The following is a 14953-nucleotide window of genomic DNA, read 5'->3' as shown; positions in this document are numbered from 1 at the left end:
GTGGGGCGGCTGGCTCAGGGACCGATCAGGCGCGGAAGAGGCCGCGCGTGTCGACGAGGGCCTTGCCCTCCAAGAGCTCGGGGTCGAGCTGCTTGAACGCGTCGTGATCAACCAGAACCACCACGATGTCCGCGGTGGCGATGGCGTCCTCCGTCTGGGTGAAGGCCACGTTGCTGCGGCCCGCGAGCGCCTTCGGCAGCTCCTCGATGTGGGGCTCGACAGCCAGGAGCCGGGCCGTGGGCATCTCGTCGGCCAGCTGCGCCGCGATGGACAGCGCCGGCGACTCCCGCAGGTCGTCGATGTTCGGCTTGAACGCCAGGCCCATCAGCGCGACGGCGGGCTGGTCCAGCCCGTAGGCGGCCGCCTTGACCTGGTCGATGACCCACTGGGGCTTAGCGTCGTTGATGGTGCGCGCGCTGCGGATGAGGCGCGCCTCGTCGGGTACGGCGGAAACGATGAACCACGGATCCACCGCGATGCAGTGGCCGCCGACGCCGGGGCCGGGCTGCAGAATGTTGACGCGCGGGTGGTGGTTGGCCAACTCGATGAGCTCCCACACGTTGATGCCCAGCTTGTCGCAGATGATCGACAACTCGTTGGCGAAGGCGATGTTGACATCGCGGAAGCTGTTCTCGACCAGCTTGGCCATCTCAGCGGTCTTCGCATCGGTGAGGAGGATCTCGCCCTTGCAGAACGTGCGGTACAGCTCGGCCGCGGCCTCGGCTGCCTCAGGGGTGAGCCCGCCGACGATCCGGTCGTTCTCCACCAGTTCGGTCATGACGCGGCCGGGGAGCACGCGCTCCGGGCAGTGCGCGAACTTGAGGTCCGCGTCCTTCAGTTCCGGGCGCTCCTGGAAGACCACGTCCGCCATGAACTCCGTGGCCCCGGGCGGGGAGGTGGACTCGAGCACCAGCAGTTCGTTGCCCGTCAGGTGGGGGGCGATCGCGCGGGTGGCGGCCTCGATGTAGGAGAGGTCTGCGGACTTGTCCGCGTGGAACGGGGTGGGAACCGCCACGATGAACGCATCAGCGGGCGCGGGCTCAGTCTGGGCGGTGAGGAGCTCGCGGTTGACGGCGCTCACCACGAAGGCCTCGAGATCCGGCTCCACGAACGGCACGTGGCCCTGGTTGATCTCGGCGACGGATCGTTCGTTGACGTCGACACCTGTGACCCTGATCCCCTGGGCCGCCAGGATCGCTGCGGTGGGCAGTCCGATGTACCCCAACCCCACCACGCATACGTGCGAGAACATGCTCATAGCCTTCCGTAGATCAGCAGAAGTGGACTTTACACCACGGTTTCCGGGCCGCTCAGCCAGCGGCTGAGCAGGAAGTCAGGGGCTAACCGGGCACCCGCTTCCACCTTCACGACGGCTGGGCCCTGCTGTTGGAGGGGCGAGCCAGGCTCCGTCACGACGCACTCGAACAGGGAGCGGTGCAGCGTCTGTCGGGCAAGGTCGTCGAGGGTCATCTGGTGCCCGGCGCGCTCGCCTTCTTCGATGACGACGGTGAGCTGCGGTCGGGGAGCGCTGAAGCCCAGAGCTTCGAGCCGTGGCGGTTCCGCCGGACGGGGCGCGAAGGCCGCGGCCCCGACGGCCAGCGACGCGGCCCTGAGGGCGATGCGGTAGCCCGTCGGGTTGTCGCTGATCGCGGCGAAGCCCCACTGCGGCTGGTGCCCGCTGGTGCGTGCCTCGCGAGGGATGGGGCCGATGGTGGCCACGATGTCGGCGAACGGCCGTTCCGCCGGCTCCGGCAGGCCGATCGCCACGATCGGCAGGTGGGCGGTGCGGGCCTGGATGGCCCGCTCCTTCGCCTCATCCCACAGCCCGGGCGTCCGCGCGTCGATCACCAAGGCGTCGACCTCCTCCGGCACGATCTCGGCGGGGTTCAGCACGACGTCGGAGTGCGGGAACCCGTCGAAGGTACCGAGCACCGCGATGCGGGGCACCGAGGGCACCGATGAGGCGGCGCGCAGCCCGCCGACGTAGTGGCGGCGCGGGGCCGAGGCGAGCTGACCGTCCTGCACGGCGCGCCACGCCGCCCAGACGTTCGGCTGGGTGGGCACGGTGCCGTGCGGACCCGTGCTGATCGCCAGCAGGCGGTCGCGGAGCTCGGGGTGGGACCGCAGGTATGCCACCTGGGTGCCGTCGAGCACCAAGCGGGCGGTGGAGGCGGCGGCGCGGAAGGCGGCGTCGGCCGGCGGGGAGGGGACCGGTGCCGAGTAGGGGCGCCCGTCATGGATCTGGCTCAGCGCGACGGCGTCGCCCCGCAGATCCCACCAGAGCGGCAGACCCAGACGATGGGCCGCGGCCGAGGCGGCGACCGCGAGCCAGGGGCGGCCCTGCACCACGATCAACGGCGCGCCCAGCTGGATCGCCTGCGCAGTGATCGCCTCGATGGCCTGGTCCGCATAGCGGTCGAGCGGCAGGCCGAGGGCATCGCTGAGGTCTGCGCTGGGGTCGGCTTCGCCGTCGAGTTCAGCCCGGAACTGCTCCACCGTCAGGTGGGTGATGCGCGCGGCAGTACCCACCCAGTGCCGCAGCACGTCTGTGCCGGGGTGAGAGACGAGCAGGAGGTCGGGCGTGGGCCTGGTGAGGGCGGCCGGCCCGGACCCGACGATGCGTCCCAGCCGCAGCTGCAGCGTCGCCCAGCCGCGCAGGTACGACGCATGGTCCAGCACCAGACGGGCGCCGTCGGCGGCGGGGTCCTGCTGGGCGGTGAGCAGTTCGTCGGCGGAGGCCTCGAGGAGCGCCTTGGCGGCGACGAGGTCACCGTCGCGGCAGAGGTCGCGCAACTGGGCGCCGAGTTCGCGGCTCATGGGCGCGCCTCCCGCTTCGCGAGCAGTTGCCTGAGGACGATGGCCGCGGCCTCGGGGTCGCCCACGGGGCTCATGGCGGAGGCGGGCTTGGTGCTGAGCATCGAGCCCTCCTCCACCAGCGCCCAGGTGCCGGCCGCGGAGTTGGCGTAGTCGCTCCACTTGGAGGGGAGGTAGGGGTTGCGCTCGTGGTGGCCCGCAGTGAGTGCGTCGCAGACGATGAGATAGTCGAAGCGCTGCGTGAGGTTGAGGAACTCCAGGAACGGGCGCGCCGGGTTGATGAAGACCTGGTCCTCGATGCCGTCGGCCCCCACACCCTGCACCGCCCGGTTGACCAGCTCGTTGTAGGCGGCCTCGGTCATGTGCGCGGGGCGGCGCCCGCCGTGGCCGGCCGGGACGAAGTTGGTGAACACGTGGAGGTGGATCTGGGAGCGCAGTTCGTCCGGAAGCAGCCGGATGGCGGAGGTCACGTCGCCGATGCCGCGGGTGGCGTAGAACTCGCCGAAGTACGCGAGGTTGAGCTTGCTGTCGTCGACCGTGTACTCGGTAGGCACGAGCTCGTAGAACTCCGGCGGGAGCGTGGGGTGGTGGCTCACGTGCGAGCGGCGGCGGACGTCCTCGCGCAACGCGTCGTCGTCGATGACGGCCAACATCAGTTCGCGCTGGTGCTCGTTGGTGAACCAGACCTCGTCGGCCAGCGCGTAGGCCACCCACTCGGCGAACGGGAAGAAGCCCCTGCGACGCTCCGGAACCGGGCCCCACCGTTCCTCGATGGCGCGCCAGACCGGGTCGTACCAGTCCTCGCGTGGCACCTCCGGATCCGGCCGCCAGTTGCCTTCGATGTCGATGGACAGCGGGTCGGAGAACTCGGCGATCCACGGCACCTCGGGGTGACGCAGCTTGCAGAGCGCCCCTGCGAAGTGGGACGGCGGCCACATGGCGCGGGTGTACAGGTGGGTGCGGGAGCCGCCCAGGTCCTCGGCCGCCTTGAGGCCCTCGGCGCAGAAGGCGCGCACCTCCGGCCAGGACGCCCACGCCTGGAGCAGATCGAGGTGGATGAGCTTGCCCACGTACGGTGCGCCCACCAGGGCGATGGTGGGGTCGATGCGGCGACGGTTGGCGCCGCTGCACGAGATGACATCGACGACGTCGCCACGGTCTCGCATCCGCTTCGACGCGACGACTGCACCTGAATCAGCCCACGGCGCGAACTGGTAGAGGAACGCAAGCCCGCGGGCCAGGGGCTGCACCTTCTCCCAGGGGAAGGTGGGGCCCGGGGCGCACATGGTGATCTCGTCGAACACCGCGCGACGCTGCTCGGCGGAGCCGGAGGCCCGGTCGCGCAGCAGCACGGCCACCTCGTCGATCAAGGCCTCGGCCTGCGCCGCCTGCCAACTGGGGGAGGCATCGGCCCAGGCCTGCAGCGCGACCATCCGCCGCACCAGGGCAACGGTGGGTGCGGTGTCGTCGGGGGAGCGCCACCCTCCCGGCGGAAGGCTCAGCTCAGTGGTCATCGGTGCGCTGGGCGTTGACTCGCTGGATCTCGTCGAGCAGGAACATCTCGTTGTTCAGGCTCAGCTTGACGCTCTTGCGGAGTTCCTGGAGCTCGGTGAGGATCGAGTCGTCGACGGCGACCAGCCCGGCCTGCGCCACCACCTGCTGCGCCGGACCGGTGACCTGGGCGCGGCGGGCCGCCTGCAGGATGTGGCCGGTGCGGAAGTGCAGCGCGACGGCGAGGCCTGCGACAGCGGCGGCGCACAGCGCGACGGCCCAGCCGAGGACCTCCGCCTCGTCCTGCACCGCCGCCACCGCACCGAGGACCGCGGCGACCAGGGCAAGGAGCACTGAGGCTGCCAGCACGATCTTGTAGGCGCTCGAACGCAGTTTCTTCATCTCGTCCTCCATCGGTCGATATCGCGGTTCAGGTCCGCGTCGTGCAGGGGTGGGGTGGCGTGCGGCTCCCAGCGGGCACCGGTGCGTTCCGCGTGCAGGGCGCCGGCGATGTGGGCCGCACGCCAGGGACCGAACGTGGCGACGACGTCGAGGTCGCCCATGTCGGCCAGCGAGGCGAGGGCCGCGTCGACGAACTCTCCTGTGGCGTGCTCCGAATCGGCCTCAGGCGGGACCGGGATGCGGTCGTGCCGGGCCACGGACAGGGCGACGGTCCAGGTCAACGCCCAGTCCATGCCCTGCGTGGAGGCGGTGGAGACCACCTGCCATTCTTCCCCTCCGTCGACCATCCATCCGATGACCTCGCGGGAGGCGGCGGTGCCGGCGGGGGAGAAGTCCCCGCACACCAGTACACGGCGGGGTGGGGTGGGACGCAGGTAGTCCCCGCACACCAGTACACGGCGGGGTGGGGTGGGACGCAGGTAGGGCGCCAAGTGGCGGAAGTGGTGCCCTGTCACCTCATCGATCACCTCGGGCTTCTGCTCCGGGTGTTGCCGCAGGTAGCGACGGATGAAGTGGCACTGGCTGGCGATGGAGACGCGGCGCACGCCATCGAGTTCCCCCGCGGCCGCGTCGAGTTGACGGTTGAGCTCGCCGATCACGGCGAGGCGCTGGGTGACCATGAAGTCGAAGCTGCTGTTCTGGCGGCTCACCGAAGACGCGGTGACATGCCGCACGTACTGCGCGCCCGCTTGGGCGGGTGCGGCGGACATCTGGAGCTGCTCGTCGTCGAAGAGGGCGCAGTAGAGCACGATGTCCTCACCGCTGCGGAGCTCCTCATTGAACCGGTGGCGCTGCAGCGCCGCGGTGGGGATGAGCTTGCCAGCGTTCATGGAGAGGTGGGGATAGAACGCCTCCGGGCTCTGCGGGCCCTCCGCGGCGTCGAGGGTGGCGTTGAACCACCAGGGGGTGGTCACCCCGTCGTAGCTCTGGTCGACGACGCCGGCCACCGGCACCACGGACTGGTCCGTGGCGGCGGCCAGCATCAACTCGAGGAACTGCGGGCTGAGCTCATCGTCGGCGTCGAGCAGCGTCGTCCAGGGCGCGTGGGCCGCGGCGATGCCGACGTTGCGGGCGCGGCCGGCGCCGGGGTCGCTGTGCAGGATCTGGTGCGCGATCCCCGAGCTCCGCAGCAACTCGGCGGCCAGCTGCTCGCCGCCGTCATCGGGGCCGTTGAAGATCAGGACGGCCTCGAAGCGGTCCGCGTCGAGGCTCTGGGCCGCGAGGGAGCCGATGCACCGGGGCAGGTAGCCCACCGCCTGATAACAGGGGATGATGACGGACACTTCGGGCGGCACGCAGCCAGCCTAGTGTCTCGTGGCGTCCTGCCCCGGGAGGCGCTCAGTCGGTGCCGGAATCCATCGAGGAACGCTCGACCGCCTCGTCGACCTCCGAGGGGCCAGCCGCACCCAGCTCCGCGATCGCCTCGGCGCCGCCTCGCTCCAGCTGGCCGATCAGATCGGCGTGGCCTGCCAGCAGCGTGCCCTGCTGGGCGTACAGCTCGAGCTTCTCGCGGGAATCGGCGATGTCGAGGTTGCGCATGGTCAGCTGGCCGATGCGGTCCGTGGGGCCGAACGCGGCGTCGGCCACGCGCTCCATGGACAGCTTGTGCGGCTGGTAGCTGAGGTGGGGGCCGCGGGTGTCGAGGATGGTGTAGTCGTCGCCGCGGCGCAGGCGGATGTCCACCTCGCCGGTGACCGCGGAGGCCACCCAGCGCTGGATCGACTCGCGCAGCATCAACGACTGCGGGTCCAGCCAGCGGCCCTCGTACAGCAGGCGGCCGAGCTTGAGGCCCTGCGCCTGGTAGTTCGCGAGGGTGTCCTCGTTGTGGATGGCCGACAGCAGCCGCTCGTAGGCGATCCACAGCAGCGCCATGCCCGGCGCCTCGTAGATGCCGCGGGACTTGGCCTCGATGATGCGGTTCTCGATCTGGTCGCTCATGCCCAGGCCGTGGCGGCCGCCGATGGCGTTGGTCTCCATGACCAGCGCCACCGCGTCGTCGTAGCGGGTGCCGTTGATGGCGACGGGGCGGCCCAGCTCGAAGCGGATGGAGACCTCTTCGGTGTCGATGTCGACTGACGGGTCCCAGTACTTCACACCCATGATGGGCTCCACCGTCTCGAGGGAGACCTTGAGGTCCTCCAGGGTCTTGGCCTCGTGCGTGGCGCCCCAGATGTTGGCGTCGGTGGAGTAGGCCTTCTCCTTGGAGTCGCGGTAGGGGAGGTTGCGTTCGGTGAGCCAGACGCTCATCTCGTCGCGCCCGCCCAGTTCGCGTACGAAGGCCTCGTCGAGCCACGGCTTGTAGATGCGGAGCTGAGGGTTGGCCATCAGGCCGTAGCGGTAGAACCGCTCGATGTCGTTGCCCTTGTAGGTGGAGCCGTCGCCCCAGATGAAGACGTTGTCCTCAACCATGGCGCGCACGAGCAGCGTGCCGGTCACGGCGCGCCCGATGGGGGTGGTGTTGAAGTAGGCCCGGCCGGCGGAGCGGATGTGGAACGCGCCGCAGGCGAGGGCGGAGAGGCCCTCGTCGACGAGCTGCGGCTTGCAGTCGACCATCCGGGACAGCTCCGCGCCGTATTCCAGGGCGCGTCCGGGCACCGATTCGATGTTGGGCTCGTCGTACTGCCCGATGTCTGCGGTATAGGTGCAGGGCACGGCGCCGGCCTCGCGCATCCAGGCGACGGCGACGGAGGTGTCGAGGCCGCCGGAGAACGCGATACCTACGCGCTCGCCGACGGGAAGGGAGGTCAGAACTTTGCTCACGGCGCCACTGTAGCCGCAGGTGAAGACCCGCTCCGTCGGTGTCCGGCGGTAGGATGCTCGACTAGTAACGTCGGCCAGGCTGGAGGACAGGCATGCAGCGACCCCATGCTGTGATCGCGCTACCCAACAACATCGAGATCGACGCGCGAGCCCAACGCAACGCGTTGGCGCTGCTGGCCGCCGGCTACCGCGTCACGATGGTGGGCTTCGGCACCGGCATCCCCAACGAGGGCGTCATCGCCGGCATTCCGTACATCCTGTGCCAGGCCAGGGCCAAGGCAGGCGGACCGGCCCCCGCGACGGGGCCCAAGCCGCCGTCGATCCTCTACCGGATCGTCCGCAAGATCTTCCACCTCACGTTGCGCCGCCGCCCGCCCCAGAAGGTGGCCAAGGCCATCGCCCGCGTGGAGGAGACCGCCGGCGCCGTGGTGAAGCAGACCCGCAAGCGGGTGGTGCGCCCCGCGCAGGAGCTCGTGGCCAAGACCACCGAGAAGGTCAACCCGCCCAAGGACGACCCGAACGCCCCGTTCGACTGGCGCTCCGCCCTCCCGCACGTGCCCGTCATGACGGAGGCGCTGCGCGACGTCATCGCGGATCTCGACCCTGCCCTGATCGTCACAGACGTGCACCTCCTGCCGATGGGTGCCGAGGTCGCGGAGTTGCAGAAGGCCAAGGGCAAGCAGATGGGCCTGCTCTACGACGCCCGCGAGTACGTCTACGGCCTGGCCAGCGACGACCCCAACATCACCGAGGGCTTCCCCGCGCTCGAGACCGAGGCCATGCCCGCCGTCGACGCGACGGTCACCGTGTGCCAGCCCATCGCCGAGTTCCTGCGCGACCAGTACCACCTGCCGGAGGTTCCGCCGCTGGTGCCCAACTCGCCCATCGGGAACCTGCCGGAGACCGGCAAGCCGCTCACCATCCGCGACTTCCTGCACCTCGACGACGACGCCCCGCTGCTCGTCTACGCCGGCGGCCTCAGCTACCACCGCGGCGTGCACGACGCCGTCGTCGCCCTGAAGGACCTGCCCGGGGTGCACCTGGCCATCGGTGCCCGCCGCGAGAGCTCCTACACTGATGAACTTGAGGCCCTCGCCACCACGCACGGCGTGCGCAACCGGGTGCACTTCGTGCCGTTCGCGCCCACGCACGAGGTGGCCGAGTACCTGGCCTCCGGCACCGCGGCGATCATGCCGTTCCTGCCGGTGGGCAACCACAACTGGGCCGCCCCCAACAAGTACTTCGAGGCGGTTCAGGCGCGCCTGCCAATCCTCACCTCCAACATGGACTGGCTCTCCGAGCGCGTCACCACGCTGGGCATCGGCGAGGTGTTCGAACACTCCAACCCGGCTTCGATCGTGCAGGCCGCGAAGAAGCTGCTGGGCAACCTCGAGCAGTACAAGGCCAAGCTGACCGACGAGGTGGTGGCCGAGCACACGTTCGAGCACATCGAGCACGTGATCGTCGACGTGGCGAAATCCATTACGGACCCGAAGCTGCTGGAGGGCCTGCAGCCCACGAAGCTGCACGACAACCTCACCGCCATCCGCAGCGACATGCTGCGCCAGCGCGCCACCCTCGCGGATTCGAAGCTGTTCGAGCCGCGCCCCTGGATCCGCATCGGGTGTGCCAACACCGGTGGTCTTCCCCAGTTGTGGGCCAAGGCGCTCATGCGGGAGTACCCCGAGGCCATCGCCGAATCCGTGTGGCGGCACCGCGAGCAGTCCCTCACGTTCCCCGTCGACGAAACGGTCACCTACGGCCAGTGGGTCTCGCCCGCCTGGCAGAAGCAGCTCATGGCGAAGCTGGAAGACCGCGTCACGCACGTGCTGACCGAATCCGGCCGCTCCGTCATCGGCGCCAAGTTCGGCGCGCACTTCTACGACGAGGTGGGCTGGTTCGCGAAGAAGGGCATCCGCCAGGGCCTCGTGTTCCACGGCTCGGACATCCGCAACCCGCGGCTGCACGCGTCGATGGAGCCGGATTCGCCCTTCCGGGACCCGACGGAGGAGCTCACCGCCGTCCTGCAACGCCAGGTCGAAGACCTCACCCCGCACGTGCTGAGCTTCGACGGCCCCGTGTTCGTCACCACCAACGACCTGCTCGACTACCTGCCGCAGGCCACCTGGCTGCCCGTCGTCGTCGACACCGATGAATGGCGCACCGAGGCCGCCCCCATGGCCCACGACGGGCTGCCCATCGTGTTCCACGTCCCGTCCCGCCGGTCCATGAAGGGCTCCGAGAGCGTCGACGAGGTGTGCCGCCGGCTCGAGGCGGAGGGGAAGATCGTCTACCGCGGCCTGGGCGAGCTCACCCGCGAGGAGATGCGCCGCGAGATGCTCGCCGCAGACATCGTGATCGACCAGATCCGCCTGGGCGACTACGGCATCACCGCCGTCGAGGCCATGTCCGGGGGCCGCGTCGTCGTCGGCCACGTGGCGGACCGCGTGCGGCAGCGGATCGACGGCGACGTGCCGGTGGTCGAAGCCACCTCGGAGACACTGCCCGACGTCCTGCTCGGGCTGATCGCAGACCCCGCCCGCGCCGCCGTCCTGGGCACCGAGGGCCGCGAGTACGCCACGCGCTGGCACGACGGCACCCACAGCGCGCACGTGCTGGCCGAGTTCATGGGACTGGCCGAGCCGGTTCGCTGATGAAGATCCTCATGCTGGTGGCCACCTCCGTGGCCACGGACACCCGGGTGCTGCGCGAGGCACGCACCCTCGTCGACGCCGGGCACAGCGTGCACATCATCGGCCGCTCGGTGCCGGAGGACTTCGAGCCAGGGCCTGGCATCACGGTGAGCTCAGTGGGCACATCGTCGGTGTTCCGCGGCGAGGGCAAGCGGTCGCTGGCGGGTAGGAAGCTCCCGCCGCACCTGCGGTTCGCGCGCTGGGTGCTGCTGCCCGAGCACCGCCGCTCCGCCTTCGGCCGATGGGCGGCCGGCGTGGTCAAGGACGCGCAGACCCGTGACTTCGACGTGGTGCACGCCCACGACTACACCGCCCTGGCGGCCGGGGACCAACTCGCCCGCGAGCGGGACGTGCCGCTGGTCTACGACTCCCACGAACTCTGGACGGGCCTGCCCCGCGAGTTCCGCCCCACCCCCCTCGCCGACGCACGCGAGAAGCGCATCGAGGGGGAGTGCGGCTCGCGCGCCTCGGCCATCATCACGGTGGGCGACGGCGTGGCCGACGCACTCAAGGGCGTGCATGGCTGGAGCGACGTCACGGTCGTGCGCAACACCTTCCCGCTGCGCGGCGACCACCCGCTGGTGCTGGAGCGGCCCACCGGGCTGGTCTACGCCGGCCGCATCGCCGCCTACCGCGAGCTCGAGACCATCGCGGCGGCCAGCCGCCTCGTCGACCTGCCCATCACGATGTGCGGGCCGGCGGACCAGACGTGGTTGACCTCCTTCGATCCCGGCCGCGCCACCGTGCTGGGGGCGTTGCCACTCGACGAGGCCTCGGCGCTGATGTCGGCCGCAGGGCTGGCGCTGGTGACGCACTCGGACAGGTGGACCAACCACCGCCTGGCGCTGCCCAACAAGCTGTTCCACGCAGTCAGCCTCGGGTTGCCGGTGGTGGCCACCGACATCGGCGAGTTGGCCAAGGTGGTCCGCGAGCACGACCTCGGCACCCTCTACGCGCCGGGCGACGCGGAGGACCTTGCGCGCGCCGTCAGCGACGTCGTTGCCGATTTCCCGCGCTACGTGTGTAATGTCGAGACGGCACGCCCCGCCCTGTGTTGGGATGCCGACGCCGCCCGCCTGCGGGCCGTCTACGAGAAGCTGGCAGCCGCGCACGCGGACGGCCGGGGAGAAGGTTAAGTGGCCAAGGACACTGCTGTGAAGCCCACGCGGAGGGTGTACACCCCGCACAAGGCGGGCATCCCCAACCTGCGCGACTACTTCAAGGAGCTGTGGGCACGCCTGGACTTCGCGAAGGAGATGAGCGACACCAACATCCGGGCGGGCAACACCAACACCTTCCTCGGCCAGGCCTGGCTGGTCCTCAACCCGTTGCTGCTCGCGGCGGTCTACTTCCTGCTCGTGATGATCATCGGCGGCGGAAGCCAACTCGACGCCAACGGCGTGCCCCGCGCGGATTTCCCGCAGATCGCGGGTGGTCTGTTCCTGTTCTTCCTCATCTCGGGCATCGTGCAGGCGTGCGCCACCTCGGTGACGAACGCGGGCTCGCTCATCCTGAACATGAGCTTCCCCAAGCAGCTGCTGATCTTCGCCAACACGTATCTGGCGCTGCGGCGTTTCGTGCCGACGATGATCGTCTACGCCGTCATCCACGTGGTGTTCGGCAGACCCATCACCTGGACGCTGCTGTTGATCCCGGTGGTGGTGCTGTTCGCCGCCCTGATCGGCATGGGGCTGGGGTCCATCGTGGCCACCTGGCACGTGTACTTCCGCGACACCGCCAACTTCCTGCCCTACGTCATCCGCATCTGGCTCTACGCCTCCCCGGTGCTGTACACGGGCGAGCAGTTCCTCACCAACTCGATCGGTAAGCGCACCGGCGACTGGATCCTGCTCAACCCCGTCTTCGGGCTCCTCGGGTTCTGGAGCGACATCCTGCACGGTGAGTGGCCGCAGTGGCACTACGTCGCGGTGGCCGCTGCTTGGGCGCTGGTGCTCAGCATCGGCGGCATTCTCTACTTCATCTCGAGGGAGCGTGATTTCGCTGTCCGCCTCTGACGAATCCAAAGACCTGGAGCGCCAACCAGGAGCCCCCGAGCCGGAGGTCCACGCCTCCGTCGCCCCGCCCAGCACCGACGAGGGCGCGGCGATCGTCATCGACGACCTACACATCACGTACAAGGTGTTCATGGAGCGCAAGAACACGCTCAAGAACGCCCTGGTCAAGCGGCTGCGCGGCCAGCAGGTCAACTACCGCGAGGTGCGCGCCATCCGCGGGGTCACCTTCAACGTGCCCAAGGGCCAGTGCACCGGCATCATCGGCGCCAACGGCGCGGGCAAATCCACGCTGATGCGTGCGGTCGCCGGCATCCTCCCGCCGTCGAAGGGCCGCATTGAGATCGACGGTAAGGTCTCCACGCTGCTCGCGCTCGGCGTCGGCTTCAACTCTGCCCTCACGGGCCGCGAGAACGTCGTGCTGGGCGGCCTGGCCGCCGGCCTGACCCGCGCGCAGGTGACCGAACGCTTCGACGAGATCGCCGAGTTCGCCGACCTGGGTGACTTCATCGACATGCCCATGCGCACCTATTCCTCGGGCATGTTCTCCCGCCTCGCGTTCTCGGTGGCGGTGCACATGGACCCGGACATCCTCATCATCGACGAGGCGCTCTCGGCCGGCGATGCCGCGTTCAAGGACCGCGCCAACCAGAAGATGGCCTCGCTCATGGACCAGGCCGGCACGATGCTGCTGGTCTCGCACGCGCTGGGCACCATCCAGGAGCTCTCCGATGAGGTGGTGTGGCTGCACAAGGGTCGCCTCATCCGCCGCGGCGACCCGAAGGAAGTGTGCCAGGCGTACCTGGACTTCCTGAAGGTGGGCGACGACTCCATCATCATGGAGGACTTCTGAGCCGGGTCGCCATCGTCACGACGGGCCACGACGCCGCTGACGCCCGGCTGTACCGCACCGTCGCGGCCCTGCAGCGCGCGGGTTGCGACGTGCACGTCCGCGCGCTGGTTGAGCCCTCGACGTTGGTTGAGCACGCGAGTTCTACGAGCGGTGTCGAAACCGCCAAGCGTGGAGATGGCCTGTTTGGAAACTCGCGGGGTTTCGACACGACCGTGCCCCTCGCAAGCTCGGGGGCGGTCGGCTCAACCAGCGTGAGGTCCGGGAAGATGAGGCGGGGGCTGCGGGCCCTCGTCTGGCCGTGGCAGGCGCGCTGCGACGTGCTCATCACCATCGATCCGGATACCGCGCTGTCAGCCTGGGTCTCGTCGAAGGTGCTGCGCCGCCGCTGGGTGGCCGACGTGCACGAGGACTACCGCGAGCTGCTCCGTGACCGCGCCTGGGTGCCGAAGCCGCTGCTCGCAGTGCTCCGCGGCGCCGTCTCCGTGCTGAACGCGATCATCACCCGAGCCGATCTGGTGCTGGTCGCCGACGAGCACGTGCCGCCGCGCAAGGCCGCCAGCCGCTTCGTGATGCGCAACGTCCCCGACGTGACGCTGCTGCCGCCCATGCCGCCGACGTCGGTTGAGCCCGGGAGCGGAATGCGCGCGGTCTACATCGGCGACAACCGCACCACCCGCGGCCTACGAGACATGATCGAGGCCGTCGCCGCCACCGTCGACGACCCGGCGCCCTGGAGGCTCGACCTCGTCGGCCCCGTCGCCGCCGCTGACCGCGGGTGGTTCGACGAGCGGCTCACCCAGCCCGATGCCCGCAACATCACCTGGTACGACCGCCAGCCGCCTGCCGAGTCGTGGCGGATCGCCGCCGGCGCCGACGTCGGGTTGTGCCTGCTGGCTGACACCCCGGCCTTCCGCGACGCCATGCCGTCGAAGGTCTACGAATACCTCGCCATGGGCATGCCCACCGTCGCCACGCCGCTGCCGCGCGTGCGTGAACTGGTGGAGGGGACCGGGGCGGGCAGCATCGTCGACGGAGTGCCCGCCGTCGTCGGGGCCCTACGTCGCTTCGCCACGGATGCCGAACACCGCGACGCCCTCGTCGCCAACGCCCGCGCCGCGGGTGAGGAACTACGCCAGCGGCCCAGCCCCTACGACGAGGCCGCCCGTCGCATCGCCGCGCTGGCTTAAGTCAAGGGGGGCCGGCTGCGGGGCAGAGGTCAGGGGCCGAGGGTGCGGTGGATGTCGCCGGGGGCGACCCGGTACCAGCCCGTCTGGTCGACCCGGTAGAGCTCGCCGTCGTTGAGGTACCAGTGGACCGAGCGGGTTTCCTCGCCCTCGGCCTGGGTTACGGTCAGCGACGACTCCGGAGCCGACGGCGGCGACAACGCCGGATCCATCGGCTCGGCCGCCGGGCCGTCGGCTGAATCGTTAGCCTCGACGGTGAACTCGGGCACGGGCGGGAGCACGCGCTTGATGTCGGGCCAGCGATCTTCGTGGCACAGCGTCACCTCCACCACGGGCTCCATCGTGGCCAGGTGCGGGCTGCCCCCTCGTACCTCCACCGTGGCGCGGCTGCGCGCGACCACTGTCGAGCCGTCACCCAGATGCACGTTGCTCAGGAACGCGAGGTCGGCGTGCTGCGCCACCAGCACCAGTCCGTCGGTGGCCTCTTCCGCCACGGCCATCGCCTGCGCCCACCGCGGCTGCACGTTGCCGTCGCCGTCGACGATGCCCGCCGCCCGCCACTGCATCACCAGGTCGTCGTCGGTGGAGTAGGCGACCCCGTCGGCGCCGAGGCCGACGGCGGCCTGCCACGCCAGTGTGGGCACCACGCCGATCCACAGCGGCGATCCCGGGAACTGGTCCACG

At 69.8% G+C, this 14953-nt stretch carries 12 protein-coding genes; 5 read left to right on the top strand and 7 right to left on the bottom strand.

Annotated features, from left to right (window positions below):
* Positions 1 to 25: 25 nt before the first annotated feature.
* From wecC to argG, 6 genes are read right to left on the bottom strand one after another with little or no spacing between them, the layout of a single operon-like run.
* Positions 26 to 1252, bottom strand: coding sequence for a UDP-N-acetyl-D-mannosamine dehydrogenase (gene wecC, locus BN1186_RS08660; protein WP_218975440.1), 1227 nt, complete (start codon positions 1250 to 1252; stop codon positions 26 to 28).
* A gap of 35 nt (positions 1253 to 1287) precedes the next feature.
* Positions 1288 to 2817, bottom strand: coding sequence for a hypothetical protein (locus BN1186_RS08655; protein ID WP_040283646.1), 1530 nt, complete (start codon positions 2815 to 2817; stop codon positions 1288 to 1290).
* A complete protein-coding gene (locus BN1186_RS08650; RefSeq protein WP_139650980.1) occupies positions 2814 to 4328 on the bottom strand; it encodes a hypothetical protein in 1515 nt (504 codons plus the stop codon). The genes BN1186_RS08655 and BN1186_RS08650 overlap by 4 nt, the downstream gene beginning before the upstream one ends.
* Positions 4318 to 4707: a hypothetical protein gene (locus tag BN1186_RS08645; RefSeq protein ID WP_040283644.1), complete on the bottom strand. Its 390-nt coding sequence runs from the start codon at positions 4705 to 4707 to the stop codon at positions 4318 to 4320. The genes BN1186_RS08650 and BN1186_RS08645 overlap by 11 nt, the downstream gene beginning before the upstream one ends.
* Positions 4704 to 6062 carry a glycosyltransferase family 2 protein gene (locus tag BN1186_RS08640; protein WP_082031199.1) on the bottom strand — a complete coding sequence of 453 codons (1359 nt, stop codon included), beginning with the start codon at positions 6060 to 6062 and terminating at the stop codon, positions 4704 to 4706. The genes BN1186_RS08645 and BN1186_RS08640 overlap by 4 nt, the downstream gene beginning before the upstream one ends.
* A gap of 43 nt (positions 6063 to 6105) precedes the next feature.
* On the bottom strand, positions 6106 to 7527 hold the full coding sequence (gene argG / locus BN1186_RS08635; RefSeq protein WP_040283642.1) for an argininosuccinate synthase: 1422 nt from the start codon (positions 7525 to 7527) through the stop codon (positions 6106 to 6108).
* Between the two features lie 92 nt (positions 7528 to 7619).
* Between argG and BN1186_RS08630 the strand changes: the two genes are divergently transcribed.
* The 5 genes from BN1186_RS08630 (at position 7620) to BN1186_RS08610 (ending at position 14272) form a co-directional block, all read left to right on the top strand.
* A complete protein-coding gene (locus BN1186_RS08630; RefSeq protein ID WP_082031197.1) occupies positions 7620 to 10181 on the top strand; it encodes a glycosyltransferase family 4 protein in 2562 nt (853 codons plus the stop codon).
* Entirely contained in the window at positions 10181 to 11356 is a 1176-nt protein-coding gene (locus tag BN1186_RS08625) for a glycosyltransferase (protein WP_040283640.1), read from the top strand. The genes BN1186_RS08630 and BN1186_RS08625 overlap by 1 nt, the downstream gene beginning before the upstream one ends.
* The gene (locus BN1186_RS08620; protein WP_052459966.1) at positions 11357 to 12235 is read left to right on the top strand and encodes an ABC transporter permease; all 879 of its coding nucleotides are present in this window, start codon (positions 11357 to 11359) and stop codon (positions 12233 to 12235) included. It abuts the gene before it with no gap.
* The gene (locus tag BN1186_RS08615; RefSeq protein ID WP_246043277.1) at positions 12213 to 13085 is read left to right on the top strand and encodes an ABC transporter ATP-binding protein; all 873 of its coding nucleotides are present in this window, start codon (positions 12213 to 12215) and stop codon (positions 13083 to 13085) included. Before BN1186_RS08620 ends, BN1186_RS08615 begins: the two co-directional genes overlap by 23 nt.
* A gap of 266 nt (positions 13086 to 13351) precedes the next feature.
* Positions 13352 to 14272 carry a glycosyltransferase gene (locus BN1186_RS08610; RefSeq protein ID WP_052459965.1) on the top strand — a complete coding sequence of 307 codons (921 nt, stop codon included), beginning with the start codon at positions 13352 to 13354 and terminating at the stop codon, positions 14270 to 14272.
* Positions 14273 to 14301: 29 nt separating this feature from the next.
* On the opposite strand, the gene BN1186_RS08605 is transcribed toward BN1186_RS08610, so the two are convergent.
* A complete protein-coding gene (locus tag BN1186_RS08605) occupies positions 14302 to 14952 on the bottom strand; it encodes a hypothetical protein (protein ID WP_040283639.1) in 651 nt (216 codons plus the stop codon).
* Between the last annotated feature and the right edge of the window lies 1 nt (position 14953).

The organism is Tessaracoccus massiliensis, assembly GCF_000826065.2.
Classification (GTDB): Bacteria; Actinomycetota; Actinomycetes; order Propionibacteriales; family Propionibacteriaceae; genus Arachnia; species Arachnia massiliensis_A.
Note: the sequence above shows the minus strand (reverse complement) of the source record. Positions and strands in the feature narration are given on the sequence as shown.